The organism is Phytobacter ursingii, from assembly GCF_001022135.1.
GTDB lineage: Bacteria > Pseudomonadota > Gammaproteobacteria > Enterobacterales > Enterobacteriaceae > Phytobacter > Phytobacter ursingii.
Genome location: NZ_CP011602.1, coordinates 5,430,294 through 5,450,930, shown reverse-complemented (window position 1 = coordinate 5,450,930; position 20,637 = coordinate 5,430,294). Strand labels below are relative to the sequence as shown.

The following is a 20,637-nucleotide window of genomic DNA, read 5'->3' as shown; positions in this document are numbered from 1 at the left end:
AGGAATGCATGACACATCCAACCGTGATTAAGCTTTCGGACGGCAATCTGATGCCGCAGCTGGGTCTTGGCGTGTGGAAAGCGGGCAATGAGGAAGTGGTTTCCGCCATTCACAAAGCGCTGGAAGTCGGCTATCGCTCTATCGATACCGCTGCCGCGTATAAAAATGAAGACGGCGTTGGCACGGCATTAAAAAGTGCAGGCGTTGCGCGTGATGACCTGTTCATTACCACAAAACTGTGGAATGACGATCAGAAACGCCCACAGGAAGCATTGCAGGAAAGCCTCGACAAACTCCAGCTTGATTATGTTGATCTCTACCTGATGCACTGGCCGGTCCCGGCTATCGATCACTATGTTGAGGCCTGGAAAGGAATGATCAAACTCCAGGAACAGGGCCTGGTGAAGAGTATTGGGGTGTGTAATTTCCAGATTCATCATCTGCAGAAGCTGATTGATGAGACAAACGTGACCCCGGTTATTAACCAGATTGAGCTTCACCCTCTTTTGCAGCAGCGTCAGTTGCATGCCTGGAACGCCACGCACAAAATCCAGACCGAATCCTGGAGCCCGCTGGCACAGGGTGGCGAAGGGGTATTTGATCAGAAAATTATCCGCGAACTGGCGGATAAATACGGCAAAACCCCAGCACAGATTGTGATTCGCTGGCATCTGGACTGCGGCCTGATCGTGATCCCGAAATCCGTTACCCCGGCACGCATTGCCGAGAACTTTGACGTCTGGGATTTCCGTCTCGATAAAGACGAACTGGGCGAAATCGCCAGACTCGATCAGGGGAAACGTCTTGGCCCTGACCCGGATCAGTTCGGCGGCTAATTCTTTTTACTCCCCCCAGCCCGGCGCCCGCGTCGGGCTTTTTTTGCCATGAAATCAGAAACATCAGGAAACAATTTAACCACACTCTTCGTGTGTATTTATTCACGTTTGTAGCGCAGCATAATTTATGCTGCAACAACATAATTACTCACGTTGATTATTTTTCCTCGACGTTTTATTTACATCATGTATAGGGATGACTTTATGGCTGAAAAAAATACGTCAGGAGTCCGATGGCTCCCTTTAATTATTATTGTTGTTATCGCCACCGGTCTCTGGCAGGTGGCACCCCCGGAAGGACTCAGCGCCCAGGCCTGGCACTCTGCCATTGTCTTTGTCGCGACCATTGCCTCAATCGTCGCTAAGGTGCTGCCTATTGGCGCTGTCGGCATCATCGGCATCACCGTGTTCGCCATCACTTACGCCGCCGGTGATAAAACGGCCAATGGCGCTATCCTCACGGCACTGAGTGAGTTAAACAGTTCACTTATCTGGCTTATCGTCGTCGCCTTTATGATCGCCCGCGGTTTTATCAAAACCGGACTTGGCCGACGCATCGCACTACAAATGATCCGCCTGCTCGGTAAGCGCACGCTCGGACTGGCTTACGGTCTGGCGTTTGCCGATCTGATCCTCTCCCCCGCCATGCCAAGCAATACTGCGCGTTGCGGTGGCGTCATCTATCCTATTGCGGACTCACTGGCTCGCAGCTTTGACTCTCGTCCGGAAGATGAATCACGTAGCAAAATCGGCACCTTTCTCATTACCTGTATCGGCAACGTTAACGATGTCACCGCCGCGCTGTTTATGACCGGGTATACCGGCAACCTGCTGGCAGTGAAACTGGCGGCAAACGCTGGGGTGACGCTGACCTGGGGCGGCTGGTTCATCGCCGCGCTGGCCCCTTGCCTGGTCTCCTTACTGATTGTGCCGGTACTGGTTTACTGGATAACGCGTCCCGAAATCAAACACACCCCGGATGCGCCCGTCCTCGCGCAGCGTGAGCTGGCATTGATGGGGAAAATGAGCCGGGGCGAATGGCTGATGCTCGGCACCGTCCTGCTCCTGCTGATACTGTGGATCTTCGGCGATGCGCTGGGGGTGGATCCGACCACGGCATCCTTCGTCGGCCTGTCGGTGCTGTTACTTTCCGGGGTACTGAGCTGGGAAGATGTAAAAAGCGAGAAAGGAGCCTGGGATACACTAATCTGGTTTGCGGCGCTGTTGATGATGGCAAACCAGCTGAAAAAACTGGGCTTCACCACCTGGTTTGGCGGCGTGATTGGTGAAAGTATCGGTAACGCGATGGGCGGTACCAGTTGGGTGATAGTGCTGTTGCTGTTGAACGCGGCCTACTTCTACACCCACTACTTTTTCGCCAGCGGTAATGCGCAAATCGCCGCGCTGTATGCCGTCTTCCTCGGCGTAGGTATTCATCTGAATATTCCCGCCGCGCCGATGGCGCTGATGCTGGCATTTACCAGCAGCCTCTATTGTTCACTGACGCAATACACCCACGCACGCGGCCCCATTCTGTTTGGCGCCGGTTACGTGCCAACCGGTATCTGGTGGCGAACAGGGTTTTTAATCAGCCTGTTCAACCAGGCTGTATTTATGGTCATCGGCCTTGCCTGGTGGAAAATGCTGGGGCTGTACTGATTAGCCCTTTACGCCCGGCTTCACGGCCGGGCTGATTTGCGTAGTCTCACTCTGCCGCGCGGGATGCTTGCATATTTTTATACGGTACACGCTGGCAGATTTCCGGCGTTGTGCCCTCTTTTTCTGTCGGCAGCTGCGCCTGAGGTAACGAACACAACACGCCCACTTCCGACGGCCCCGAACCGTAAGGCCCACTCAGCCCATACGAGAGCAAAACATCGTATTGCTGACCCTGCGCGCTGATAAGCAACCGGGAAAGGTTAATCTTATCGATTGGCCCAATGGGTAAAAAGAACGACCATTCGTGCTCGCCTGCAAAAGCGAAGAAACCGTTGCTATCGGTCACGGTGCTGGCGCCGGGACGATGACTTTTCAGCGTAATAGTGGCCGCAGGTATGGGTTTTCCTGTGCTATCCAACAGGCGGCCTTCCAGGGCGGGTTGAGACTGGGTGTAGGCAACGCACCCGCTTTGTAATAGCGCTAAAAGCGCGACACCCGGCCAGAATCGTGTTGCCATCACTCGCTCCTTGAATTCAGATGAACATCTCTTCATATATGAAGACTTACGCCTGCGCAAAGGCAATGCTACTCTGGGTATAGTGCCCCACAAGAAGAATCGACTATGCGAAAACTATTGGTATTGCTTTTTATTTGCAGCTTTTCCGCGTTTGCTGAGTCACCTCAGCGTAGCGTGGAATTGCTCTATCAGCACTATAAGGATAATCAAGCCGGCGTTATTTTTGATGCTTCCGGTAAAGATCAGGTGATTTCCAGTCGGCTCATGAAAGAAGTCGCCGAAGATCAGCGGCTGACGGCTGAGGGGGATGTGGGCTATCTGAATTACGATCCTATCTGCAATTGCCAGGATTATGACAATCTGGTGCTGGAACAGGTCGATATCGTGCCCCATGATGGCCAGCACGTTGACGCCGTGGTCCGCTTCCGCCCGTTCAGCGACGGGCCGGAGACCGTGACACAGACGCTCTCGCTGGTGGATGAAAATGGACGCTGGCTCATTGACGACATCGTCAATGAAACCCAGAGCTTATATCAGGGGATTAAAGAGTATAACCGCGAGCGGCAGCAGGAAGCGTTAGGCGATAAAGCGGCGGAGAAAAGTACTACCAGTTCACCCTCACCCCAGCCCTCTCCCTAGGGAGAGGGAGAAAAGCCAGAGACCTCTCCCAATCGGACATGGCGGAAGGCTGGCACCTCTCCCACATGCGGCACATGTTCCCTCTCCCTGTGGAAGAGGGAGAAAAGCCAGAGACCTCTCCCAATCGGAAATGACGGAATGCTGGCACCTCTCCCACATGCAGCACATGTTCCCTCTCCCTGTGGGAGAGGGTTAGGGTGAGGGTATCAGACCGCAGTTAACCCGCCTTACGCTTTACCGCTTTTTTCGCGTTATCGTTTTTCATTACGCTGCTTTTCACCGCACCACTCTTCACCGTTTCACTTTTCACCGCGCCCTTTTTCACAGCGCCGCGCGTTGCGGTTTCGCTGCGTGGGGAGCCATTCTGACGCTGATGAGCAATCGGCGTGTGCTTGGTCAGCGCCGGACGGGTATTACGATTCTGGCGGCGCGCTTCACGCATTTCATCCAGCGTCGGAGCGGGTACCAGGCAATCGCGACGTGAACCAATCAGGTGCTTTTTACCCATCTCTTCCAGCGCCTGGCGGATCATCGGCCAGTTCGCCGGATCGTGGTAGCGCAGCAGCGCTTTATGCAGACGACGCTGTTTATCGCCCTTCGGCACCACCACATCTTCACTCTTATAGCCAATCTTACCGAGCGGGTTTTTCCCCGTGTAATACATGGTCGTCGAGTTGGCGAGCGGAGACGGATAGAAATTCTGCACCTGGTCGAGGCGGAAACGGTGCCGTTTGAGCCACAGCGCCAGGTTAACCATATCTTCATCACGCGTACCCGGGTGCGCAGAGATAAAGTACGGGATCAAATACTGCTCTTTACCGGCCTGTTTCGAGAAAGTATCAAACAGCTCTTTGAAACGGTCATAGCTGCCCATGCCCGGCTTCATCATCTTCGACAGCGGCCCTTCTTCGGTATGTTCCGGCGCAATCTTCAGATAGCCACCCACGTGGTGAGTTGCCAGCTCTTTGATATAACGCGGATCTTCTACAGCGATGTCGTAACGTACCCCGGATGCGATCAGGATTTTTTTGATGCCTTTCAGATCGCGCGCACGGCGGTATAAATTGATCGTCGGCTCATGGTTGGTATCCATGTGCTGGCAGATATCCGGATAAACACACGACAAACGACGGCAGGTTTGTTCCGCGCGCGGCGACTTACAGCGCAGCATGTACATGTTGGCCGTCGGGCCACCCAGATCGGAGATAACGCCGGTAAAGCCCGGAACTGTGTCGCGAATCGCTTCGATCTCATTAATGATCGAATCTTCCGAACGGCTCTGAATAATGCGTCCTTCATGTTCAGTGATCGAACAGAAGGAGCAACCACCAAAGCAGCCACGCATGATATTGATTGAGAAACGGATCATTTCGTACGCCGGAATACGGCTGTTACCGTAGGCCGGATGCGGGACGCGCTTGTACGGCAGGGCAAAAACACTGTCCATCTCTTCGGTAGACAGCGGGATGGCTGGCGGGTTAATCCAGATGTAGCGATCGCCATGTTTTTGCATCAGTGCGCGAGCACAGCCGGGGTTGGTTTCATGATGCAAAATACGCGAAGCGTGCGCATACAGTACTTTGTCGCTTTTGACCTTCTCAAAGGAAGGCAGCAGCACGTAGGTTTTTTCCCACGGTTTCGGACGCGGCGGTTGAACAACAACCGCTTTCGCTTCGGCTTTCTTCGGTTCGACTGGTTTATTATCCGCGCACGGTAAATCTTCACCATAGGGATGCGGAATGGGGTCGATTTTACCCGGCATATCAATAATACGTGAATCCACGCCGCTCCAGCCTGGCAGCGCTTCTTTCACCATGATCGCGGTATTACGGACATCGCGAATCTCTGAGATGGGCTCGCCCTGTGCCAGGCGATGCGCCACTTCCACCAGCGGACGCTCGCCGTTACCGAACATCAGCATGTCGGCTTTGGAATCCACCAGCACTGAACGACGCACGGTATCGGACCAGTAATCGTAATGGGCGGTACGGCGCAGGCTCGCTTCAATGCCACCAAGAATAACCGGCACCTCTTTCCAGGCTTCTTTGCAGCGCTGGGTATACGCGAGCGTCGCACGATCCGGACGTTTACCCGCCACGTTATCCGGGGTGTAAGCATCATCATGGCGCAGTTTACGATCCGCCGTATAACGGTTGATCATCGAGTCCATGTTACCTGCGGTCACGCCGAAGAACAGGTTGGGTTTCCCCAGACGCATAAAGTCGTCTTTGCTGTTCCAGTCCGGCTGGGCAATGATGCCAACACGGAAACCCTGGGCTTCGAGCATACGCCCACAGATCGCCATACCGAAGCTCGGGTGATCGACATAGGCATCGCCGGTGACCAGAATGATGTCGCAGCTATCCCAGCCAAGTTGATCCATTTCATCGCGGGACATAGGTAAAAACGGAGCCGGACCAAAGCAGGCCGCCCAGTACTGGGGCCATGAAAAAAGGTCACGATCCGGCTGGATCAGGGATATTGCGCTCATCTTGCTTCCAAAAAAAGTGGCAAAAAAATAAACAAAGGGCGTGGATTATACGCTGGATCAATACATGAAATGAAGGAATATGTGTGGGGCTTTCCCCCTCGCCCCGGCGGCGCTTCGCTTACCAGGGCTACGGTATGGTTTTCTCCCTTTCCCCTATGGGGAGGAGGGCTATGCCGCCGGATTCACCAGCAACTGACCAATCGACCCGCGATCCGCCATCTCCAGGGTCTGACTGCCATACTGGAACGGGAAATGCGGCCATGACGGTTGCCCGTAATAGACCAGCAGTTCCACCTGACCATCAACCCACACGGTATCTTTCCAGCCACGGTCTTCCGGGAACGGCATGGCGCCATTAACGTTACGCACCTGGAACTGTACGCCTTCCATATGGAACGATTGCGGCATGTCAGCACGCACTGTCCAGCGCTCCCATGAGCCCTGCTGGGCGGTAATGTCGATACGCTGCGGATCCCATAGTTGCCCATTGATCCCCGGATCGCTTCCCAACGTAATATCGCGGCTACGCACAGGTGTGCCGGTCATGATGTCCGATGGCAACAGCCGCATCGGCAACGTATCGGTGACCAGTGGCAACAGTCCGGTAGGACGCAGCGTCAGCACGAGGGTGGAAATCAAAATACTGGAGGGCTCAAAAAAGCCGCGCAGACGATCCATGATGCCAGCGGCCTCACCGCAGGTAACCGAAACCTCATCACCGTTGGTCATATCAACCAGGACTTCGCGCCGCTCACCCGGCGCCAGCGCCAGTTGCTTGATCGACACCGGCGCAGGCAAAAACCCCTGATCGCCGGAGATCACGTGCAGAGGACGTCCGTCGCTCATCTGCAACTGATAACGACGTGAGTTGGAGGCATTCAGCAGACGTAAACGTACCCAGCCGCGCGACACTTCGACAAACGGACTTTGCGCGCCGTTGACCATCAGGGTATCGCCCACAAAGCCGCCGCTGCCAGGCTCGCTGTATTCCGGCGTACCAAAATTATCCAGCCGTTTATCCTGGATAATGATCGGGAAATCATCCACACCGTAGTGGTTCGGAATGGGCAGTGATTTACTGACGTCATCTTCCACCAGCCACATTCCGGCGAGGCCATTGTAAACCTGCTGTGCGGTACGGTTTGGCGTGTTGGCGTGATACCAGAGCGTGGCGGCACTTTGCCGAATCGGCAACACCGGCGCCCAGTCGTTATTCGCGGTCATCATCCGCGCGGCGCCGCCAATTAATGGCCCGGGCACCTGCAGCCCGCTCACCGTCATGGAGACATTTTCCGCCAGGCGGTTACTGTAAATCATTTTGACGTCATCGCCGCTCCAGACCCGAATCGTCGGCCCAAGATAACGCCCGTTTACTCCCCAGACCTGAGCGCGCGTACCGGTGGCAAATGACCAGTGCGCGCGCTGGAGTGTCAGGAAAAGGGGCTGCCCGCGACGGGATTCAATTAACGGAGGTATCGGCAGCGGCGGTTGCTGCCCGGCGGCGTTCGCCCTCAGCGGTATCGCGCCTGCACAGAATGCAGCTCCGGATACCTGGATAAATTGACGCCGACTGAGTGACATAGTTGCTCCGTGTAAAAACTGAATAAACCGCGCGGGAAATCATTTCCCGGCATCAATATAGCAAAAGGATTAGACCCGTCCCGTGGCCTCGCGCTCAGCCACTTCTTTGTCCAGCTCATCGATTTTCGTTTTCATCAGCTCATGGCAACGCGCGGCCAGTTCACGAATCTGATCTTTACCGTAACCGGTGGTCTCGATTGGCGGCAGCATTTCGACAATTACCAGCCCGTTTTTCAGGCGGTTAAGATTGATTTTATTCGACGTACCAGACACACAAACCGGGATGATAGGCACACCCGCGGCGATGGCCGCGTGGAACGCGCCCGTTTTAAATGGGAGTAAACCACGCCCACGGCTTCGGGTCCCTTCCGGGAACATCCAGACAGAAATATTGCGTTTCTGAATATGCTTCACCACCTGGGCGATGGTACCGTGCGCTTTTGCCCGGTTATTACGATCAATCAGCAGATTGCCCGTTAACCAGTAAAGCAAACCAAAAAACGGCACCCACAGCAGGCTCTTTTTGCCGACGGTGACGGTAGGGGGTTGCACGATGTTAGACGCGGTGACCATATCGTAGTTGTTCTGGTGATTCGCGATATAGATAGCCTTGCCATGCTGCTGGTAACCCTGCGGGAAACGCTTTTCAACCTTTAAGCCGAACACCGGCGCCAGTCGGCCGAACATATGCCCGAAGGTAGCAACATGCTTCGGATTACGCGGGCTGAACAGGCAGTAAAGAGAACCAAAGACACACACCAGAATGGAATAAATAACAACGATAATGAAGCGAACAATAAATAGCATAGCTACCTCGAAAACCCATCCCTATGTGCACAAACACTAGCCTGCAACACTCAGGCCGGGTTAGATGCGGGGTCGTAAAAACGTATTGTTAATCGCAACTCTGGAATAAACAACGCTTTTACGGGAAAAATTCGTCATTCCCCCACGGATGAGCGGGGGATGAATGCAGAACGGTTACTCTTCGCTGTTTCCGGCGCTGGGGCGGGACGGCGAATCAATCTCAACGCGGTCGATACGCTGTAACCCACGCATCAATGTCCCACGACGACCACGCTCCCCCTGCACTTTCTGCAGTTCTTCCGGGCGCAGTTTGATTTTACGTTTACCCACATGAATCGTCAGCGTGCTCTGCGGCGGCAGCAGATAGAGATGCGCCAGGCCATCTTCGCCTTTTGCGGCTTCTGCCGATGGAATGCCGATGATCTTGTTGCCTTTGCCTTTTGACAACTGCGGCAGATCGCCCACCGGGAACATCAGCATGCGCCCTGCCGTGGTGATCGCCAGCAGCATATCCGCGTCGTTTTCAATTTCCAGCGGCGGCATCACACGGGCGTTATCCGGCAGACTGATCAGCGTTTTACCCGCACGGTTGCGCGCCACCAGATCGTTGAACGTGCAGACAAAACCATAGCCAGCATCGCTCGCCATCAGCAGTTTCTGGTCTTCGTTAGTCATGACCATATGCTCAACAACGGCGCCCGGCGGCAGGGTCAATTTACCGGTTAACGGCTCCCCTTGCCCGCGCGCGGAAGGCAGCGTAATGGGGTCAATGGCGTAGCTGCGCCCGGTCGAGTCGATGAAGACCACCGGCTGATTGCTCTTGCCTTTCGCCGACGCCTTCCAGCTGTCGCCCGCTTTATAACTTAAGCCCTGCGCATCAATGTCATGGCCTTTGGCGCTACGCACCCAACCCATTTGCGACAGCACGATAGTCACCGGCTCAGACGGCTGCATATCGTGTTCGTTCATCGCCTTCGCTTCTTCACGCTCATGCAGCGGTGAACGGCGGTCGTCGCCAAAAGCATCAGAATCCGCCTGCAGCTCTTTCTTGAGCAGATTGTTCATCTTGCGCTCAGAGGCAAGGATAGCCTGCAGTTGATCGCGCTCTTTTGCCAGCTCGTCCTGCTCACCGCGAATTTTCATCTCTTCGAGTTTGGCGAGGTGGCGCAATTTCAGTTCGAGGATGGCTTCTGCCTGGGTCTCGCTGATGCCAAACCGCGACATCAGAACCGGCTTCGGCTCATCTTCGGTGCGAATAATATGAATCACTTCGTCAATATTGAGGAATGCCACCAGCAGACCTTCAAGGATATGCAGGCGCTTGAGCACTTTCTCCAGACGGTAATTCAGGCGACGGCGTACCGTATCGCGACGGAATGTCAGCCATTCGGTGAGAATTTCCAGCAGGTTTTTCACCGCCGGGCGACCATCCAGACCGATCATGTTCAGGTTAATGCGGTAGCTTTTTTCCAGATCGGTGGTGGCAAACAGGTGATTCATCACCTGCTCCATATCCACGCGGTTGGAGCGCGGCACAATCACCAGGCGGGTCGGATTTTCGTGGTCGGACTCATCGCGCAGGTCGTCCACCATTGGCAGCTTTTTGTTGCGCATCTGGGCGGCAATCTGTTCGAGTACGCGCGCACCGGAAACCTGGTGCGGCAGCGCGGTAATCACCACTGCGCCGTCTTCTTTTTTCCACACCGCACGCATCCGCACGGAACCACGCCCGTTCTCGTAAATTTTACGGATCTCAGTTCGCGACGTGATGATTTCCGCTTCGGTCGGATAATCTGGCCCCTGGACGATATCCAGCAACTGGTCAAGGGTGGTTTTCGGTTGTTCAATCAGGGCGATAGCCGCTTTTGCCACTTCGCGCAGGTTATGCGGAGGAATATCGGTCGCCATCCCTACCGCAATGCCGGTGGTGCCGTTGAGCAGAATGTTTGGCAGGCGCGCAGGGAGCATCTTCGGCTCCTGCAACGTACCGTCAAAGTTCGGTACCCAATCCGCCGTGCCCTGCCCCAGTTCACCCAACAGCACTTCTGCGTATTTAGACAAACGGGATTCGGTATAACGCATTGCGGCGAAGGATTTCGGATCGTCCGGCGCGCCCCAGTTCCCCTGCCCATCAACCAGCGGATAACGGTAAGAGAACGGCTGTGCCATTAAAACCATGGCTTCGTAACAGGCGCTGTCGCCATGCGGGTGATATTTACCCAACACGTCGCCCACGGTACGGGCGGATTTTTTGAATTTGGCGCTGGCACTCAGCCCCAATTCAGACATAGCGTAAACAATGCGACGCTGAACAGGTTTCAGGCCATCACCGATAAACGGCAACGCACGGTCCATGATGACGTACATGGAATAGTTCAGATACGCGTTTTCCGTAAATTCATGTAGCGCAAGGCGCTCTGCCATATCGCTCATTAAGTGTGATTCCTCAACGTGTGCGTCCGCCTTTTCGGCGGCAATATTGCCGCAGATACTACCCTATCTGTGACGTTAAGGCATAGTGATGCGCATACAAAACCGATCGCGCCGGGGGACTTTCGTCTGGTCAGGAATCATTTAGCCATTTATCAACATGGCAGCGGCCGCCGAAGATTGGCGACCGCGTTATGCTTATGCGAGGGGAAGGTAAATATCGGTCTTGAGTTCGTGCTCAGGCACCTGATGCACAAAATTCAGATAGTGGAAAAAAACCGGGAAGTCGCGCACGGTTTCGCCACTCTCCGGCAGCCAGTGCCGATAGAGGTGATACACGCTCTCGCCTATGGAATCGAGAGAGCCATGGTGACGAATGACCGCGCAGCGCCCGCCGGGGATCTCGCCATTTTCCACGCCAAATGTATTCGCCGGGACGGCCTGCTCCACGGCCGCGCAAATATCAAAGCGGAACGCGTCAGCAGGCACTGAGGCGGGATCGTCCCACGCAATACCGTAGGTCGGATAACGCTCAACCGGCGAAAGCCCGCTGCTTCGACGCCACTCAATAAATGTTGCCGCGCTGGCATTCACCCGTGCCGGGTCGCCCCGGTGTTTGAGTATTGCCACCGCCGTGGTTGGGAATACGACTATGTTGATCTCTTTCATCGTTCGCTCCTGTAAAACGTTTTTCGGTACGCGTTGGTGCCAGCTCACCCAGTCCGGCTCAAGACGGAACTGACGGGGGCTGGCACCTAACGCCGTTTTGAAGGCGCGACTGAACGACTCCGGATTTTGAAAACCGGCATCCAGGGCAATATCGATAATTTTATCGTGCGGATTAAACGCCAGCCGCCATGAGGCGTGACGCAGCCGCAGCCACTGAATATAGCGATAAAACGGTAACCCGCTCCAGGCCGTAAACATCCGGTGAAAGTGGAAAGGCGAGCAGTGCGCAATCGCACTCAACGCCTCCAGTGATAACGGCTCATCCAGATGACGTTCAATATAGTGACAAACCATTCTGAAACGTGCTGAATAATCCGCCTTACGCGTGTCGTTCATCGCATCCTCCTGAGGCTCTACTTTGGCGATTCGACAGACGTTAATCCTGACCGATCTTGCGTAATACGCACAGTCGTTTCCGTACGCCACCTGAGAAGGATTATTGCTTTAAACGCAAAAGTCTTTGCACGCTTTGCCAATTTTGTCACCGACGCAGGCGGGATAAAATGACCGGCATTAACGTTTCACTAAGGACAAAAAATGAGCAACATCCTGATCATCAACGGCGCGAAAAAATTCGCCCACTCCAAAGGTCAACTCAATGACACCCTTACCTCCGTCGCGGAAAGTTTCCTGCGCGATAACGGGCACGCTGTAAAAAGCGTACGTACCGATGGAGATTATGATGTTAAAGAAGAAGTGCAGAATTTTCTCTGGGCCGATGTGGTTATCTGGCAGATGCCCGGCTGGTGGATGGGCGCCCCCTGGACTGTGAAAAAATACATGGACGATGTGTTTACCGAAGGCCACGGCTCGCTGTACGCCAGTGACGGCCGTACCCGTTCTGACGGCGCGAAAAAGTACGGTTCCGGTGGTCTGATTCAGGGTAAAAAATATATGCTTTCTCTGACCTGGAATGCCCCGCTTGACGCATTTACCGATGAAGAGCAGTTCTTCCATGGCGTCGGCGTTGACGGTGTTTATCTGCCGTTCCATAAAGCGAATCAGTTCCTCGGGATGGAAGCCCTGCCGAGTTTTATCGCGAATGACGTGATCAAAATGCCAGATGTGCCGCGTTATATTGAGGAATATCGCAAGCATCTTGCGGAGATTTTTGCTTAACTGTGAGACTGGACTTAGAAGGAGTTAACCATGTTGACAGTGATTGCTGAAATTCGTACCCGTCCTGGCCAGCACCATCGCCAGGCGGTCCTTGATCAATTCGCAAAAATTATCCCGACCGTGTTGCAGGAAGAGGGTTGCCATGGCTATGCGCCGTGGGTTGACCATGCCGCAGGCGTCAGTTTCCAGACAACCGCACCGGACTCCATCATCATGGTGGAAAACTGGGAGAGCGTGGCGCACTTAGAAGCACATCTGCAAACGCCCCATATGAAAGCCTGGAGCGAAGCCGTGAAAGGCGATGTTCTGGAAACGCATATCCGCATTCTGGAACAAGGGGTTTAATCCCCTCGTAGAACCCGATCTTGTCTCGGGGTTTCCCGGATGCGGCGGAGACGCCTTGTCCGGGCTACACAAGGGATAGGCCAGACGCTTTTACAATATCGCAAAAGCCACATGCCCCGCCTTGCAATTACCCATGTCAAACGAAAGGTTAGAGATTTTCATTTCACATGGGTAACTCACGATGACGGTATTACACATGCAACATCAGAGCCCGTTTACCATCCGCAGACGTTGGTTTCTTCGTCTGATTCATAGCCACGCACGATATTAATCAGATCCTTGACCGCATCCGCTGCCACGGTGGCATCCTGCAACTCAGCCAGCGCAGAGAAATCTTTATCCACTGACACGCCGTTATTGTTATTGGTCACCGTCAGAATAAAACCCCGCTCGCTTGCGCTCTTGTCCGCCAATGTTTCAACCAGCTCTGCTACCGCCGCGACGGCGATATCCGGCACATAGAGCGCCATCGGTTTCAGATACACTTTCTCTGCGCTTGTTTTGCTGCTGCGGTTTGTGATGACCAGAGAATAGCCTTTGTTTTCCGTTGTCATGACATCCACCTCACCCTTCAATTAGTACATTGGGATCGACCCAAAAATCGACATTGAATACCGTATCGTCTGATAGCGCTTCAATGCGATGCCACTTTTCTGCCGGAAATACGCCAAACTGTCCCGCTTCGATGGTCAGCGTTTCCACCGGCTGCGGGCTGGTTTCGTCGGCATAGCCGTAATAGCGAATCGCCCCCTGCATAACACACAAGCGTGGATTTACCCCCTGGCGCGTCCCGGCATCCAGATGGCGTTGCCATATAGAGGCAGGTGCAGTCTCTTTGGTCCATAAAGGCGTTGATCGCACGTGCACATAATGTGTTGGTATAACAATACGTTGCATGTTTCATCCTTAATAAAGTGAGTGTCGGTTGAAACGATATATTGCAAATAAAATACACCTTTAATGAGAGAATAAAAGCGTTGAAGCGGCGTTGTACAACATGAGGGGTAGAGAGGGGGTAGACCGGGAAAAAGAGAGATAAAGGGGTATGAAAAAAGCGCACCCGGGACATCCGGTTGCGCCGTAAAATGCATTATCCAGGCGCCCGTGATTTCAGTATCACAGGGTTATGGCGATGGAGTATCGCCAGTTTCAGAACATTACGCAGACTGTTTTTGTAACGCTTCCCACAGGCCCATCAGGTAAGTGACACCCAGTGCGCGATCGTATAATCCGTAGCCCGGGCGACCGGTCTCCCCCCAGATAAAGCGACCATGATCCGGGCGAATATAACCATCGAAACCATTGTCATGCAGCGCTTTCATCACGTTGTACATATCCAGAGATCCGTACTGCGATGGATGTGCGCACTCATAAAAATCTTTATCTTTTATAAGTTTAATATTACGCACATGGGCAAAATGAATACGCTTACGACGGGTAAATTCAGCCAGAATTTCGTAGACATTGTTTTCAGGGTCTTCTGCAATTGACCCCGTGCAAAGAGTGATGCCGTTGGCTTCTGAATTCACGGCATTGCAGAGCCAATCCAGATCCTGACGATTTTTGACCACGCGCGGCAGACCGAAAATAGAGTACGGCGGATCGTCCGGATGAATAGCCATTTTGACGCCAACATCTTCACAAACCGGAATCACTGCCTTGAGAAAATAAACTAAATTTTCACGCAGCTTTTCGTCATCGACATCTTTATAACTGGCGAATAATTTCTGTACCTGCGCCAGTCGTTCCGGTTCCCACCCAGGCAGCGCAAAGCCGTTTGAATTACTGAGCACTTCACTGACCACCTCTTCCAGGCTTTTATCAATATCCTTCTTCTCAAATGCCATGGTCAGGGAGCCGTCTGGCAGAACATAGTTCATGTCAGTCTTCATCCAGTCAAAAACAGGCATGAAGTTGTAGCAAATGACTTTCACACCAAACCGCGCCAGATTTCGAATAGTTTGCTGGTAATTGGCTATGTAACGATCGCGGCTCGGCAGACCAATTTTAATGTCGTCATGAATATTAACGCTTTCGATAACCTCCATTTTCAGCCCGGCAGCACTGGCCTGGCCGACCAGCGCTTCAATCTTGTCTTCGGGCCAGATTTCGCCTACCGGGACGTCGTACAACGCGCCGACTACACCTTCGACGCCCGGAACCTGGCGAATATATTCCAGAGAAACCTTGTCCTCTTTTGGTCCAAACCACCGCATTGTCATCTGCATAAAACAACCTCGACCCGAATGAATAAAAATATCTACCATACTAGTAGCTGATGAGCAGTACAGTAAAACGACGAGCTTCAATAATCAATAGATTTTGTGAATCAATAAGCGAGGTTAAATAGATTAAGCAGTATGTTAAGCATCCGTTAATAACTAACCCGTAAATGTGGTTAAAACATCATTTCAAAATTTGACCATCTTCACATAATTAAAAACTAATCTGGTATGGTAGTAGACTGAGCGGTTTTTAGGTATACCGTAAATACAGCTCAGTTAATGCATCTATAGAATTTCCTCAGGTAAAAAATTTCAGGAGCAAGTCGGTCATGACGTTGATTAACGACGATTTTATGATTAACAGTAGCGCAGGAAAAACGCTATATACGCGCTATGCTAAGAAACAACCGATACTGGATTATCATTGTCATCTTGAAGCGAAGGATATTTTCGAAAACCTCCCCTTTCGCGATATCACCCACCTCTGGCTTGAAGGCGACCATTACAAATGGCGAGCTATGCGTGCCAATGGTATTAAGGAAAAATATATTACAGGCAATGCTTCTGCTGAGGAGAAATTTGAGGCCTGGGCTAAAACGGTTGAATCCAGCTTTGGCAACCCGTTATATCACTGGACACACCTTGAATTAGCTCATTATTTTGATATTCACACTCCGCTAAACCATAGCAACTGGCGCGAAGTGATGAATGAATGTAATAACAAATTGAAAAATAGTGATTTCACCCCGCGCAACCTTATTACACGCTCGAATGTTGAGGTTATTTGTACGACCGATAAACCTCTTGATGATCTGAAATATCATCAACTACTTAAAAATGATAACGGGTTTACTACGCGTATTCTGCCGACATTTCGTCCGGATGAATTATTCGAAGCGGATCCCGTCCGCTTTAGCCAATTTATTGATCAGCTCAGTAAAATAAGCTCAGTCACTGTTACGCATTTTTCATCATTCATTGCTGCCATTGCCGGGCGTATCGATTTTTTCCATGAAGTGGGCTGCCGTATTTCCGACCATGGTCCGCTGGAAGTGAGCTATCAGCGCGTCAGCGATGAGCAGGCAGAGACGCTTTTTGCAGCCAGAATGGCGCAACAAGCGCTTTCTCCTGAGGGGATGCAGGCATGGAACAGCATTATGCTGGTGAAACTAGCCGCCCTCTATAAGCAAAAAGAGTGGGCGATGCAGATTCATTTCGGTGCTATCCGCAATAACAATATGCCGCAATATCACGCCATTGGTATTAATAGCGGTTTTGATTCAATTGCCGACCAACAAAATCTGGCTGCTCATTTAAATGCTCTGCTCAACGCAATGGCGGAAAATGACGGCTTACCTAAAACCATTCTCTACAACTTAAACGCTGGCTACAACGATATTGTAGCATCCGCATTGGCTAATTTTCAGAGTGGTGAGGAAGGAATTAAATCGCCAATGCAATTCGGTTCGGGATGGTGGTTTAACGATACCCAGCGAGGCATGCTCAATCAATTAACGACATTATCCGATCAGGGGCTACTTGCTAATTTCATTGGCATGCTTACTGATTCCCGGAGTTTTGTTTCTTATACCCGCCATGATTATTTCAGACGTATTCTTTGCAATCTTATAGGCGGTTGGGTGGACCGGGGTGAGGTACCAGAGGATATGGATATTTTATCCAGCATGGTCAAAGGGATTTGCGCTGATAACGCCCGTTCTTATTTCAATTTCTGATTTTACAATCGAGATAAAACATGAAGAACTCAGAAAGAAAAATTACCATACCTGTCAGTATCGGTTATGGCCTTACCGATATCATGGGGGGTGGCGCATTTACCGTCATTGGCGCATGGCTATTATTTTATTACACAACTTTTGTTGGCCTCTCGCCATTACAAGCGGCTTCCATCGTGGCAATAGCGCGAATTGTCGATGCAATAATCAGCTTGTTCATGGGGTCATTCACCGACCATTTTTATAAAAATACGCTTGGTAAGAAATTTGGCCGTCGCCGGTTTTTTCTGCTGATTGGTTCACCGTTGATGTTGGTTTATGCCCTTCTTTGGCTGAATGGCATGAACTACTGGTTCTATCTCAGCGTTTATCTCGCCTTTGAAATTATCGCTGCCATGGTGCTTATTCCGTGGGAAACGCTGCCGTCTGAAATGACCAAAGATTTCAACTCCAGGACAAAACTGTCTACAGGGCGTATGTTTCTTTCTGCAACGGGCACCTTTCTCGCCACATTTATTCCGGGGCTGCTGATTGGCTACCTTGGCGAAAAAAGTGCGGAAGCCTACCTGATAAACGGTATTGTATTTGCCGTGGCTTTTATGGTTTGCGTATTTATCTCATGGAAAGTGACCTGGGAGCGCGAATTAACGCCGGAAATGCTTGCCGAACTGGAAAGCGATCGCTCGGCTTCACGGGTGAATATTGTGGGCCTTTTTAAGGATTACTTGTCAACGCTGAAAGTCAGAGCTTTCCGTAAACATCTGGCCATCTATCTGCTCTCCTTTACCGCTAAAGATATTTACAACACCGTTTTTGTATTTTTCTGCGTCTATTGCCTGCAAGTTTCTTCCGCATTTGCGGGAAGCCTGCTGTCGATGAGTATTATCGGTCTGCCCGTTACACTGGTGGCCGGTTTCGGCATCATCAAATTTGGCCCGTCAAAACTGTATGTTTTTGCCTATAGCCTGATGATGCTTTGCCTTGGCGGCATTCTGCTGATTTATCTCTTCCCGACGGAACAAAAAGCCCTGTTACTGATTATCCTTGCCGGTTTGTACCAGGTTGGCCGCTGTGTTCTGGAATTCACGCCGTGGAACGTCTTTCCGTTTATTCCGGACATTGATGAGATGATTACGCGTCAGCGCCGTGAAGGCCTGTTTGCTGCGGTGATGACCTTCTCTCGCAAAACCACCGTCGCTATCGCGACCTTTATTGTCGGTTTTATTCTGCAGGAAGGCGGTTTTGTAAAAGGCAGTCAGGTTCAGCCAGAACAAGCTGTTCATACCATTGCCATGACGCTGTTTATCGGTACCGCAGGCTTGCTGGTGCTCGCCTTATGGCAGGCATTGACCTTCCATCTGAATAAACAGACTCATAAAGTGTTTGTTGATGAAGTAGAAAGGTTGAAAAAGAACGGTTCACGTGCAGCCGTAACGGCTGAAACGCGCAGCATTGTGGAAGATCTGACTGGGGTAAAATATGAAAAACTCTGGCCGGAAATTGCCGCTGAAACACAACACCTTTCACCAAAACAGAAAGCGATAATGGATTAACTGAGGCAAACACTCTTCAGGCCACCCGGCCTGAAGAGTTTCAGTTGCTTAAACTTCAATATCCGCCATATCGCCTTTTTCCTGCAACCAGTTACGACGATCTTCCGAACGTTTCTTGGCCAGCAGCATATCCATCATCGCATTGGTGCGTTGGTCGTCATCGTCACTGATAACAAGCTGCACCAGGCGGCGGGTATTCGGATCGAGCGTCGTTTCGCGCAACTGCATCGGGTTCATTTCACCCAGGCCTTTAAAGCGCTGCACGTTCGGCTTGCCTTTCTTACGCTTAAGCTGCTCCAGTACACCCGTTTTCTCTTCTTCGGTCAGGGCATAGTAAACCTCTTTACCCAGATCGATACGATATAACGGCGGCAGCGCAACGTAGACGTGACCGTTCTTCACCAGCGTCCGGAAATGTTTCACAAACAGCGCGCATAGCAACGTCGCGATGTGAAGTCCATCCGAGTCAGCATCCGCCAGAATACAGACCTTGCCGTAACGCAATTGGCTCAGATCGTCACTGTCGGGATCAATACCGATCGCCACGGAAATGTCATGCACTTCCTGGGATGCCAACACCTCATCGGAGGAGACCTCCCAGGTATTCAGGATCTTGCCTTTCAGCGGCATGATCGCCTGATATTCACGATCGCGTGCCTGCTTGGCAGAACCGCCCGCCGAGTCCCCTTCCACCAGGAACAACTCGGTCCGGTTGAGATCCTGGGCGGTACAGTCCGCGAGTTTGCCAGGCAGTGCCGGGCCGCTGGTGAGCTTTTTACGCACCACTTTCTTCGCGGCGCGCAGGCGGCGCTGGGCACTGGAAATCGCCATTTCCGCCAGCATTTCTGCGGCCTGAACGTTCTGATTGAGCCACAGGCTAAAAGCATCTTTCACCACGCCGGAAACAAAGGCCGCGCACTGACGCGATGACAGACGCTCTTTAGTCTGTCCGGCGAACTGCGGATCCTGCATCTTCACCGACAGCACATATGCACAGCGTTCCCAGATATCTTCCGCCGAGAGCTTCACGCCGCGCGGTAAGATATTGCGGTATTCGCAGAATTCGCGCATCGCGTCGAGCAGCCCCTGACGCAAACCGTTTACATGGGTACCGCCCTGCATGGTCGGGATCAGGTTAACGTAGCTTTCCGTCAGCAGTTCCCCACCTTCCGGCAGCCAGAGCAGCGCCCAGTCCACCGCTTCGGTTTCAGCAGCAAAGTTGCCAATAAATGGTTTTTCCGGCAGGGTCGGCAGGCCGTTCACCGCTTCGGCAAGATAGTCGTTCAGACCGTCCTGATAGCACCAGCGCTGCTCGGCGTTGTTCACCTCATCTTTGAAAGTGATTTCCACCCCAGGGCACAGCACGGCTTTCGCTTTCAGCAAATGGGTCAGACGAGAGACGGAAAAACGCGGGCTGTCGAAAAACTTCTCGTCTGGCCAGAAGTGGACGCTGGTGCCGGTCGCGCGTTTCGCACAGGTACCGACAACTTTGAGGTCGCTGACCTTCTCGCCATTTTCGAAAGCGATATTGTAAATCTGGCCGTCACGCTTCACGTTCACTTCAACGCGGCGAGACAAGGCGTTGACCACGGAAATCCCTACGCCGTGCAAGCCACCGGAGAACTGATAGTTCTTGTTGGAAAACTTGCCGCCCGCGTGCAGACGACAAAGAATCAGCTCAACCGCTGGCACGCCCTCTTCCGGGTGAATATCCACCGGCATACCGCGACCATCGTCAATGACTTCGAGAGATTGATCGGCGTGAAGAATGACATCCACGCGCTTCGCGTGACCTGCCAGCGCTTCGTCCACGCTGTTATCAATAACTTCCTGACCAAGATGGTTGGGACGGGTGGTATCGGTATACATCCCCGGACGGCGGCGAACCGGCTCAAGCCCGGTGAGTACCTCTATGGCATCAGCGTTATAGGATTGCGTCATGGTGTGTTCGTAGATAATGACCGCTTCGT

At 52.4% G+C, this 20,637-nt stretch carries 17 protein-coding genes; 7 read left to right on the top strand and 10 right to left on the bottom strand.

The window, feature by feature from the left end; genetic code table 11:
* Nucleotides 1–8: 8 nt before the first annotated feature.
* Together dkgA and AB182_RS29285 are read left to right on the top strand one after the other, a co-directional pair.
* The gene (dkgA, locus tag AB182_RS29290) at nucleotides 9–836 is read left to right on the top strand and encodes a 2,5-didehydrogluconate reductase DkgA (RefSeq protein ID WP_047373104.1); all 828 of its coding nucleotides are present in this window, start codon (nucleotides 9–11) and stop codon (nucleotides 834–836) included.
* Between the two features lie 204 nt (nucleotides 837–1,040).
* A complete protein-coding gene (locus AB182_RS29285; RefSeq protein WP_047373103.1) occupies nucleotides 1,041–2,495 on the top strand; it encodes a DASS family sodium-coupled anion symporter in 1,455 nt (484 codons plus the stop codon).
* Between the two features lie 46 nt (nucleotides 2,496–2,541).
* Here AB182_RS29285 and AB182_RS29280 read toward each other — a convergent pair whose 3' ends face one another.
* The gene (locus tag AB182_RS29280; protein WP_052958939.1) at nucleotides 2,542–3,012 is read right to left on the bottom strand and encodes a carboxypeptidase-like regulatory domain-containing protein; all 471 of its coding nucleotides are present in this window, start codon (nucleotides 3,010–3,012) and stop codon (nucleotides 2,542–2,544) included.
* A gap of 105 nt (nucleotides 3,013–3,117) precedes the next feature.
* Here AB182_RS29280 and AB182_RS29275 point away from each other — a divergent pair, with 105 nt between their 5' ends.
* Nucleotides 3,118–3,651 (top strand): DUF3828 domain-containing protein, encoded by a 534-nt coding sequence (locus AB182_RS29275; protein WP_052958937.1) that lies wholly within the window; start codon nucleotides 3,118–3,120, stop codon nucleotides 3,649–3,651.
* 217 nt (nucleotides 3,652–3,868) lie between these two features.
* Here the strand turns inward: AB182_RS29275 and AB182_RS29270 are convergent, their stop codons facing one another.
* The 5 genes from AB182_RS29270 to AB182_RS29250 form a co-directional block, all read right to left on the bottom strand.
* Nucleotides 3,869–6,142, bottom strand: a complete 2,274-nt coding sequence (locus AB182_RS29270) for a YgiQ family radical SAM protein (protein WP_082137107.1) — start codon at nucleotides 6,140–6,142, stop codon at nucleotides 3,869–3,871.
* 168 nt (nucleotides 6,143–6,310) lie between these two features.
* Complete coding sequence (gene ftsP / locus AB182_RS29265) at nucleotides 6,311–7,723, bottom strand: cell division protein FtsP (protein WP_047373102.1); 1,413 nt, start codon at nucleotides 7,721–7,723, stop codon at nucleotides 6,311–6,313.
* Between the two features lie 69 nt (nucleotides 7,724–7,792).
* Entirely contained in the window at nucleotides 7,793–8,530 is a 738-nt protein-coding gene (locus tag AB182_RS29260) for a 1-acylglycerol-3-phosphate O-acyltransferase (protein ID WP_047373101.1), read from the bottom strand.
* 174 nt (nucleotides 8,531–8,704) lie between these two features.
* Nucleotides 8,705–10,963: a DNA topoisomerase IV subunit A gene (parC, locus tag AB182_RS29255; RefSeq protein ID WP_047373100.1), complete on the bottom strand. Its 2,259-nt coding sequence runs from the start codon at nucleotides 10,961–10,963 to the stop codon at nucleotides 8,705–8,707.
* Nucleotides 10,964–11,158: 195 nt separating this feature from the next.
* Nucleotides 11,159–12,025, bottom strand: coding sequence for an AraC family transcriptional regulator (locus AB182_RS29250; RefSeq protein ID WP_047373099.1), 867 nt, complete (start codon nucleotides 12,023–12,025; stop codon nucleotides 11,159–11,161).
* Between the two features lie 201 nt (nucleotides 12,026–12,226).
* On the opposite strand from AB182_RS29250, the gene AB182_RS29245 reads away from it, so the two are divergent.
* Nucleotides 12,227–12,808 carry an NAD(P)H-dependent oxidoreductase gene (locus AB182_RS29245; protein WP_047373098.1) on the top strand — a complete coding sequence of 194 codons (582 nt, stop codon included), beginning with the start codon at nucleotides 12,227–12,229 and terminating at the stop codon, nucleotides 12,806–12,808.
* A gap of 30 nt (nucleotides 12,809–12,838) precedes the next feature.
* A complete protein-coding gene (locus AB182_RS29240) occupies nucleotides 12,839–13,153 on the top strand; it encodes a putative quinol monooxygenase (RefSeq protein ID WP_047373097.1) in 315 nt (104 codons plus the stop codon).
* 215 nt (nucleotides 13,154–13,368) lie between these two features.
* Here AB182_RS29240 and AB182_RS29235 read toward each other — a convergent pair whose 3' ends face one another.
* The 3 genes from AB182_RS29235 to uxuA all read right to left on the bottom strand — a co-directional run bounded on the left by AB182_RS29235 (nucleotide 13,369) and on the right by uxuA (nucleotide 15,381).
* Nucleotides 13,369–13,707, bottom strand: a complete 339-nt coding sequence (locus AB182_RS29235) for a DUF1869 domain-containing protein (RefSeq protein WP_047373096.1) — start codon at nucleotides 13,705–13,707, stop codon at nucleotides 13,369–13,371.
* 10 nt (nucleotides 13,708–13,717) lie between these two features.
* Nucleotides 13,718–14,050, bottom strand: coding sequence for a DUF1971 domain-containing protein (locus AB182_RS29230; protein WP_047373095.1), 333 nt, complete (start codon nucleotides 14,048–14,050; stop codon nucleotides 13,718–13,720).
* Between the two features lie 260 nt (nucleotides 14,051–14,310).
* Nucleotides 14,311–15,381 carry a mannonate dehydratase gene (uxuA, locus tag AB182_RS29225; protein WP_047373094.1) on the bottom strand — a complete coding sequence of 357 codons (1,071 nt, stop codon included), beginning with the start codon at nucleotides 15,379–15,381 and terminating at the stop codon, nucleotides 14,311–14,313.
* 326 nt (nucleotides 15,382–15,707) lie between these two features.
* Here uxuA and uxaC point away from each other — a divergent pair, with 326 nt between their 5' ends.
* Together uxaC and AB182_RS29215 are read left to right on the top strand one after the other, a co-directional pair.
* Complete coding sequence (uxaC, locus tag AB182_RS29220; RefSeq protein ID WP_047373093.1) at nucleotides 15,708–17,114, top strand: glucuronate isomerase; 1,407 nt, start codon at nucleotides 15,708–15,710, stop codon at nucleotides 17,112–17,114.
* Between the two features lie 20 nt (nucleotides 17,115–17,134).
* A complete protein-coding gene (locus AB182_RS29215) occupies nucleotides 17,135–18,667 on the top strand; it encodes an MFS transporter (protein WP_047373092.1) in 1,533 nt (510 codons plus the stop codon).
* Between the two features lie 48 nt (nucleotides 18,668–18,715).
* Here AB182_RS29215 and parE read toward each other — a convergent pair whose 3' ends face one another.
* Complete coding sequence (gene parE / locus AB182_RS29210) at nucleotides 18,716–20,608, bottom strand: DNA topoisomerase IV subunit B (RefSeq protein WP_047373479.1); 1,893 nt, start codon at nucleotides 20,606–20,608, stop codon at nucleotides 18,716–18,718.
* Between the last annotated feature and the right edge of the window lie 29 nt (nucleotides 20,609–20,637).